This window comes from Arthrobacter sp. SPG23, assembly GCF_000876655.1.
In the GTDB taxonomy this organism is placed as follows: Bacteria; Actinomycetota; Actinomycetes; order Actinomycetales; family Micrococcaceae; genus Arthrobacter.
Map to the genome: position 1 here is coordinate 193,533 of NZ_JYCN01000004.1, position 6,616 is coordinate 200,148.

General features: G+C 66.6%; 8 protein-coding genes. All 8 read right to left on the reverse strand.

What is annotated here, in order from left to right; all coding sequences use genetic code 11:
* Positions 1 to 69 precede the first annotated feature (69 nt).
* Positions 70 to 627: a GNAT family N-acetyltransferase gene (locus tag TV39_RS02600; protein WP_043477878.1), complete on the reverse strand. Its 558-nt coding sequence runs from the start codon at positions 625 to 627 to the stop codon at positions 70 to 72.
* A gap of 27 nt (positions 628 to 654) precedes the next feature.
* On the reverse strand, positions 655 to 1,524 hold the full coding sequence (locus TV39_RS02605; protein ID WP_043477881.1) for a TolB family protein: 870 nt from the start codon (positions 1,522 to 1,524) through the stop codon (positions 655 to 657).
* Between the two features lie 2 nt (positions 1,525 to 1,526).
* On the reverse strand, positions 1,527 to 1,799 hold the full coding sequence (locus TV39_RS02610) for a hypothetical protein (RefSeq protein WP_144406284.1): 273 nt from the start codon (positions 1,797 to 1,799) through the stop codon (positions 1,527 to 1,529).
* 5 nt (positions 1,800 to 1,804) lie between these two features.
* Positions 1,805 to 2,806, reverse strand: coding sequence for a sugar phosphate isomerase/epimerase family protein (locus tag TV39_RS02615; protein WP_043477886.1), 1,002 nt, complete (start codon positions 2,804 to 2,806; stop codon positions 1,805 to 1,807).
* A 1-nt stretch (position 2,807) separates the two neighbouring features.
* Complete coding sequence (locus tag TV39_RS02620) at positions 2,808 to 4,004, reverse strand: Gfo/Idh/MocA family protein (protein WP_043477889.1); 1,197 nt, start codon at positions 4,002 to 4,004, stop codon at positions 2,808 to 2,810.
* A 10-nt stretch (positions 4,005 to 4,014) separates the two neighbouring features.
* Positions 4,015 to 5,133 carry a Gfo/Idh/MocA family protein gene (locus TV39_RS02625; RefSeq protein WP_043477892.1) on the reverse strand — a complete coding sequence of 373 codons (1,119 nt, stop codon included), beginning with the start codon at positions 5,131 to 5,133 and terminating at the stop codon, positions 4,015 to 4,017.
* Positions 5,130 to 5,894, reverse strand: coding sequence for a sugar phosphate isomerase/epimerase family protein (locus tag TV39_RS02630; RefSeq protein ID WP_043477895.1), 765 nt, complete (start codon positions 5,892 to 5,894; stop codon positions 5,130 to 5,132). The genes TV39_RS02625 and TV39_RS02630 overlap by 4 nt, the downstream gene beginning before the upstream one ends.
* A gap of 79 nt (positions 5,895 to 5,973) precedes the next feature.
* Positions 5,974 to 6,616 (reverse strand): carbohydrate ABC transporter permease (locus TV39_RS02635; RefSeq protein ID WP_043477898.1); only part of this gene is annotated, 643 nt, incomplete at its 5' end.

Sequence of the window (6,616 nt, forward strand, 5' to 3'; positions counted from 1 at the left end):
CTGGCAACAACCCGTCGCCCGCGGCATCCATTCCCCGGCGGGCATGTAGCTTTGCTCACTGCTTGGGGCTTAAGCGTCCGTTCGCGCTTCTCGGTGGGCGAGGGGCCGCTCCATCACGAAGTCGTGTTCCACCGTGGTTCCCAGCTTGAAGGATTTGGTGCCGACCTTCCGGAATCCTGATTTCTCGTAGAAGCGGATGGCCTTGGCGTTCTGGCTGTTGACGCCCAGCCACATTCCCCGCGCACCGGAGGCTGCGGCTTCATCCAGGCTGGCGTGCATCAGTTCGGCCGCGGCACCGAGCCCGTGATGGTCCGGGTGGACATAGCATTTGCTGAGCTCGGCTGACGGCAGGACGGTCAGTGCGGCGGCAACGTCCGGGTCGCCGGCGGGACGGTCCACGAGCATGCTGTAGCCGCGGAGATCGCCGTCGGAATCGATCACCAGGACTGTAATGTCCGGGTCCGCCAGGTAACTCCGGAACTTTGCTTCGCTGAGGGTGTTCGCCAGGTGTGCCGCGATGTCGTCCGGGGAGGATTCCGGCGGGCAGGCCAGCGGGAAGGTGACGGCGGCGAGCCCGGCCAGCCGGCCGGCGTCGTCCGCTGTTGCTTTGCGGATGGTGTGCGTCATGCCCAAAACTCTAGTTCCCGCTCGCCCTCAGTGGACGGGGTAGGCGACGTAGGCGAAGCGGACGGAGTCCGGCGACCAGCTGTTCACGTTGAGCGTTCCCTGTCCTCCGAAGAGCGGGCAGCTGTGCAGCGGTGTGGCCCAGTCACTGGTGGAGACCAGCACGACGTCGACCGGCAGGTCCGCGGGATGGCCTTCGGTTCCGCTGGGAAACCGTATATAGCTGGCGTAGCGGCCGTCAGGGGAGAGATGGGGGAACCAGTCCACCGTGTCACTTTCGATCAGTCGCTCCCTGCCCTCGCCGTCCACGCGCATGCGCGCGATCTGGGCATGCCCCGGTGCGCTGGTGAACGCCTCCGTGTTGAAGTAGAGCCACTTTCCGTCAGGTGAGTATTCGGGCCCGTCGCAATGCCCGTCGCCCGTGTCGAACGACGACGTCGGACCCCCGTCCGCGGGGATGGTCAGGAGCCGTCCGGGCCGGCTGAAGTCGCCGGCGTCGATTCCCACGTAGGCGAGTTCACCGCCGTCGGGACTCACGCCATGCAGGAAGTGGAAGGAGCCGTCGTCGGCCGTGACCCGCTCGGCCGCGCCGCCGCCCAGCGGCGCACGGTAGATGTGGCCGTCGTTCGCCGAGAGGTAGATCTGCCTGCCGTCCGGGGCCAGGACATGGTCGTTGTTGAGGTCGGGAACGCCGGTGAGAGGGAGCTGGTCGAGTGTCCGGCCGGCAACATCAAAAATCCATAGCTTCCCGTCCCCGTTGAGGATGAGGGCCGAGCCGTCGAGGGTCCAGTTGGGTGCTTCGAGCAGGAGCTCGTCCGTGCTGTAGACAAGTTCGGATTCGCCCGTGACGGACGCAATCCACACCTCGCAGCGCTGTCCGGGCTGAAGCGTGCGCAGCATGCCTAGAGCTCCTTGATCCGGATGTTCCGCCACCGGCACTGCGCGCCGACGCCCCAGCGGGCTTCGCCGAAGGGGGCGGACCGGCGGTCGAACAGCTCAAGGACGCTGGGCCCGCCAGGATACTCCGCACCGTCGATCCGCGGTGCAGTGTGCCAGCCGGCCAGGCACACGCCGTCGAACAGCGGGACGAATCCGCCGTCGTCGAGCGTTGGCGTCCCTGCTCCGGGCGAGGTGCCCGGCGAACCGGACATCCGTGGTGCGTCAGAGGGCGCCAAAGACCCTAGTCCTTGCTGCTGAAGGCGGCGTCGAAGCTGGTCTGGGAGGCGGGGAAGTCGTACTTTTTGAGCGCGGCGAGGGCTTCGGGGGCGCCGTGGAGGCGGTCCATGCCGGCGTCTTCCCATTCGACTGAGATGGGGCCGTCATAGCCGATCGCCGTCAGGGCGCGGAAGGACGATTCCCAAGGGACGTCGCCGCGGCCTGCGGAGACGAAGTCCCAGCCCCGGCGCGGGTCGCCCCAGGGCAGGTGGGAGCCCATCACGGTGTTCCGGCCGGTGGGGCGGAGCTTGGTGTCCTTGCAGTCCACGTGGTAGATCCGGTCCTTGAAGTCCCAGATGAAGGAGACGGGGTCGATGCCCTGCCACATGAAGTGGGACGGGTCCCAGTTCAGCCCGAACGCGGGCCGGTGGCCGATCGCTTCGAGGGTGCGGACGGTGGTCCAGTAGTCGTAGGCGATTTCGGAGGGGTGGACTTCGTGGGCGAAGCGGACGCCGCATTCGTCGAAAACGTCCAGGATGGGGTTCCAGCGGTCCGCGAAGTCCTGGTAGCCGGCCTCGATGACCTTTTCGGGGACGGGCGGGAACATGGCGACGTACTGCCAGATGGAGGAGCCGGTGAAACCGACCACGGTGTCCACGCCGAGTGCTTTGGCGAGCCGGGCGGTGTGTTTCATTTCCTCGGCGGCGCGGGTGCGGACGCCTTCGGGGTCGCCGTCGCCCCAGACCTTGGATCCGACGATGGCTTCGTGGCGGAAGTCGATGGGGTCATCGCAGACGGCCTGGCCCTTGAGGTGGTTGGAGATGGCCCAGACTTTCAGGTTGTATTTGTCCAGGACGGCGAGTTTGGACTCGACATAGCCGGGTTCGTCCCAGCGCCAGGCATCCAGGTGGTCCCCGGAGACGGCGATTTCGAGGCCGTCGTAGCCCCAGCCGGAGGCAAGCTTGGCGACTTCCTCGAAGGGGAGGTCGGCCCACTGGCCGGTGAACAGGGTGTACGGGCGGGGCATGTCAGGCTCCTTCGGTGGCGGGGACAGGGGAGGTGGCGAGCTGGATGATGGAGGATTTGGCGTTGGCGGATTCTTCGATGGCGGCCAGGACCCGCTGGACGGCCAGGCCCTCGTCGAACGACGGCGACGGCGGGGTGCCGCCGTCGATCGCGGCGAGGAAGTCCCGGATCTCGTGCGTGAAGGTGTGTTCCCAGCCGATCACGTGGCCCTGCGGCCACCAGGCAGCCATGTACGGGTGCTCGGGTTCGTTGACCAGGATGCGCCGGAAGCCTTGTTCCCGGACGGGGACGGTGGCGTCCAGGAAGCCGAGTTCGTTGATGGCTTCGAGGTCGAACAGCAGGGAGCCCTTGTCCCCGTAGATCTCCAGTTTGAGCGAGTTCTTTTGCCCGGTAGCCATGCGCGAAACCTCCACCGAGGCGATGGCCCCGGAGTCCAGGGTCAGCGTGGCCCAGGCAGCGTCGTCGACCGTTACCTCTTCGGGGCCGTGCGTCCCGGGGCGGTTGGTCACGAAGGTATGCAGACGCCCGGAAACCTCGGTGACCGTGCCGTCGAGGAGGAACATGACCTGGTCGATCGCGTGCGAGGCGATGTCGCCCAGGGCGCCGGACCCGGCTGTTTCCTTGTTCAGCCGCCACGTCATGGGGGAGTCGGGGTCCACCAGCCAGTCCTGCAGGTACGCGGCGCGGACGTGCCGGACTGTTCCGAGCCTGCCCTCGGCAATGAGTTCCTTCGCGAGGGCCAGGGCCGGGACCCGCCGGTAGTTGAAACCGATCATGGACTGCACGCCGCGTTCCCGGGCGGCGCGGGCAGCGTCCGCCATGGCTTCGGCCTCGGCCAGGGTGTTGGCCAGGGGCTTCTCGACCAGGACGTGTTTGCCGGCCTCGAGCGCCGCGATGGCAATCTCGGCATGCATCCAGCCCGGCGCGCAGATATCCACGATGTGGATGTCGTCCCGGTCCAGGACCGAGCGCCAGTCCGTCGCCGACTCGGCCCAGCCGTACTTCGCGGCGGCGGCCGCGACCTGCCCCGCGTTCCGGCCCACGAGCACTTTCTGCTCGAAGTCCGGAACGTCGAAGTAGGAGGCCACGTTGCGCCAGGCGTTCGAATGGGCCTTGCCCATAAACGCGTAGCCGATCATCGCCACACCCAGCGGAGGGTTTTCCGGGTTTGTGCCGTCCGTGCTTTCGGGGGAGTTCATTGCCTGGTTCCTAGAGGGTGGAAGCGGTGGGGTTCCAGTCCTCGGGGAGGGCCGGGGACGCGGGGGCGGAGCTTTCGACGTTGACAAAGGTGCCGGATTCCACGGACTCGGAAATCGAGACCATGGTGTCCAGCACGTGGTAGGCGAGGTTGCCCGTGGCGCGGTGCGGAACCCCGGCCCGGATGGAACGGGCCATGTCCAGCACACCCATGCCGCGGCCGTTGGATGGTCCGGTGGCGGGAATGACGGTCCACTCTTCATCGCCCGCGCGCCAGAGCCGCACGTCGCCGTCGAAGTAGTTGGGATCCGGGAGGGAAATGGTGGCCTCCGTGCCGGTGATCTCCACGAAGCCCATCCGCTGCCGCGGCGACTCGAACGAGAAGACGCTGTGCGAGGACTGGCCGCCCTCGAACTGGGCCATCGCGGACACGTGGGTGGGCACCTCGACCGTGAATTCCTCGCCCAGTTTGGGGCCGGAGCCGATGACCCGGACTTCCTTGGCTTTGGAGCCGATGGCCGCCACCTTGCGCACGGAACCGAACGTCTGGACCAGTGCGGTGATGTAATACGGGCCCATGTCGAACAGGGGACCGGCACCGTACTGGAAGAGGAACGCCGGGTTCGGGTGCCAGGATTCCGGGCCGGGGGTCTGGAACGTGGTCATGGCGGTCAGCGGGGTGCCGATGTCGCCGCGTTCAATGATCCGCCGGGCCGTCTGCAGGCCGGCGCCGAGGAAGGTGTCCGGCGCGCAGCCGAGCCGGAGCCCGGCGGCATCCGCGGCCTTCAGTAGCCCCAGGCCGGATTCGCGGTCCAGTGAGAACGGCTTCTCCGTCCACACGTGCTTGCCGGCGTTGACGGCGGCGGTGGCCACCTCCACGTGCGCGGCCGGGATGGTCAGGTTGACGATGATTTCGACGTCGGGATGGTTCAGGGCCGCGTCCACACCGCCTGACTCGGCGATCCCGTATTCCTTCGCCCGCGCCGCGGCCGCGTCCTCGAAGAGGTCGGCGATGACGTGGACCTTCAGGTCCGGGAACACCGTCAGGTTGTCCAGGTACTGCTTGCTGATGTTGCCGGCACCGATGACGGCGACGCCCACCGGCCCCTTCTTCGTGGAGGAGGTGCTCATGCCCGCGCTCCTTCGGACTGGGCGCCTTCGCTGGCTTCAGCGTTCAGGAACGCCAGGGACTGGGCGATGCCGTCGAAGATGTCGCCGGAGTAGTCGTCAAACTCCACGACTCCCACTTCCAGGGACTTGGCGGCGCCGATGACATCCCAGACGGCGATCTTGCCCTGGCCGGCGGGCTGCTGGGCCTTGGTGTCGGTGTTCAGCGGGCCGTCCTTGATGTGGATGAACTTCACCCTGTCCCCGAGTTTGGTCAGGATGTCCACGGGGTCCTGGCCGCCCACGGCAACCCAGTAGGTGTCCACTTCCAGGACCAGTTCGGGGTCCAGGAGGTCGGCGAAGTATTCCAGTGCCGTGCGGCCCTCGATGCTCGACTCCAGTTCCCATGCGTGGTTGTGGTAGCCGACGCGGATGCCGTATTCGGCGCCCTTCTTGGCCGCCGCGTTGAGTTTCGCGGCGGTGGCCTGGATGTCCTCGGCCTTCTGCCAGTGCTCGGCCGGCAGGAACGGGTCGATGACGGTGCTGATGCCCAGTTCCTTGGCGGCGGCGAAGATCTCGTCCTGGTCCTGGCTGAGCAGGGGAGCATGGCCGGACGGTGCAGTGAGGCCGTTCTCCTTCAGGGCGGCGCCGAGCTCCTTGGCCGTGGCCACGAAGTTGTAGGGCTCAACCTGGGTGAAGCCGATCTCAGCTACCTTCCTGATGGTGCCGGGCAGGTCCTCCTGGATGGCATTGCGCAGGGTGTAGAGCTGGAGTGAGTAAGACATTTTGTTCCTTTGCGGGAGTTTCGTTCCGGAATTGGTTCAGTGCCGGCTGCAGGCGGTGCGGCGTAGCGGCAGGCGTTGCCTAGCGGCCGGCGAGGGATCCGCCGATCCCGCCGACGCTGAAGTACTTGTTCAGGGTGGCGAAGACGATGACGGGCGGGAGCATCATGACCACGGCGAGGGCCATGACGGAGGTCCAGTCCGTGGCGTTCTGCTGGAAGAAGGACTGGACGCCCATGGGGAGAGTGAAGATCTCGTTGGAGCGAAGGAAGACGATGGCCACGAGGTAATCGTTCCAGGCCAGCAGGAAGGCGAAGATCGCTGTGGAGAGGATGCCGGGCAGGCTGTTGCGGAGGACCACTTTAGTGAAGGATCCGAAGACGGAGCAGCCGTCGATCCACGAGGCTTCCTCGAGGCTGATGGGGATCGAGTCGAAGTAGGCTGCCATCATCCAGGTGGCCACGGTCATGGTGGAGCCCACGTAGATGATGGTGATGCCCAGCAGGTTGTCCACCAGGCCCATGCCGGCGAAGAGGATGAACAGCGGGACCACCGACGTGATGATGGGCAGGGACTGCATCACGAACAGCAGCAGGGAGTAGCCGGAGACCGCCTTGCTGCGGCCGCGGGAGAGGACGTAGCCGGCGGGGGCGGCGACGGCCACGGACACCAACACGGTGGAAAGGGTGGTGATGAGGCTGTTCTGCAGCCAGGTGGCCGCGAGG

Excerpts from the sequence above, each read along its gene's own strand:
- TV39_RS02600 (WP_043477878.1), bottom strand. The coding sequence starts at position 627 with ATGACGCACACCATCCGCAAAGCAACAGCGGACGACGCCGGCCGGCTG.
- TV39_RS02605 (WP_043477881.1), bottom strand. The coding sequence starts at position 1,524 with ATGCTGCGCACGCTTCAGCCCGGACAGCGCTGCGAGGTGTGGATTGCG.
- TV39_RS02615 (WP_043477886.1), bottom strand. The coding sequence starts at position 2,806 with ATGCCCCGCCCGTACACCCTGTTCACCGGCCAGTGGGCCGACCTCCCC.
- TV39_RS02620 (WP_043477889.1), bottom strand. The coding sequence starts at position 4,004 with ATGAACTCCCCCGAAAGCACGGACGGCACAAACCCGGAAAACCCTCCG.
- TV39_RS02625 (WP_043477892.1), bottom strand. The coding sequence starts at position 5,133 with ATGAGCACCTCCTCCACGAAGAAGGGGCCGGTGGGCGTCGCCGTCATC.
- TV39_RS02630 (WP_043477895.1), bottom strand. The coding sequence starts at position 5,894 with ATGTCTTACTCACTCCAGCTCTACACCCTGCGCAATGCCATCCAGGAG.